The sequence below is a fragment of the Streptococcus fermentans genome (assembly GCF_040888305.1).
GTDB lineage: Bacteria > Bacillota > Bacilli > Lactobacillales > Streptococcaceae > Streptococcus > Streptococcus fermentans.
The window spans coordinates 1-659 of sequence record NZ_JBFNFG010000023.1 but is presented as its reverse complement, the minus strand read 5'-3'; the positions used below and the strand labels follow the sequence as shown (position 1 = coordinate 659).

Annotated in this window: 1 protein-coding gene; it reads right to left on the bottom strand. The window is 38.2% G+C overall.

The annotated features are described in order from the left end of the window. Positions 1-643 (bottom strand): transposase family protein (locus tag AB2B50_RS09670; RefSeq protein WP_320693331.1); only part of this gene is annotated, 643 nt, incomplete at its 3' end. Between the last annotated feature and the right edge of the window lie 16 nt (positions 644-659).

Below are 659 nucleotides of genomic sequence, written 5' to 3'. Positions count from 1 at the left end.
GACTAAACATATCCATAGTAATGATTTTCACCTGACAGCGAACGGCTCTATCGTAGCGCAGAAAGTGATTTCGGATGATAGTCTGGGTTCTACCTTCAAGCACGGTGATAATGTTGAGATTGTCAAAATCTTGTGCAATGAAACTCATCTTTCCCTTGGTAAAAGAATACTCGTCCCAAGACATAATCTCAGGAAGTCGGCTAAAGTCATGCTTAAAGTGAAAGTCATTTAACTTGCGAATGACAGTTGAAGTTGAAATGGCCAGCTGATGAGCAATATCGGTCATAGAAGTCTTCTCAATCAACTTTTGCGCAATCTTTTGGTTGATAATACGAGGGATTTGATGATTTTTCTTGACGATAGAAGTCTCAGCGACCATCATTTTCGAGCAATGATAGCACTTAAATCGACGCTTTCTAAGGAGGATTCTAGTAGGCATACCAGTCGTCTCAAGGTAAGGAATTTTCGACGGTTTTTGAAAATCATATTTCTTCATTTGATTTCCGCAATCAGGACAAGATGGGGCGTCATAGTCTAGTTTAGCTAGGATTTCCTTGTGTGTATCCCTATTGATGACATCTACAATTTTTATGTTTGGGTCTTTGATATCAAGGAGTTTTGTGATAAAATGTAATTGTTCCATATGATTCTTTCTAATG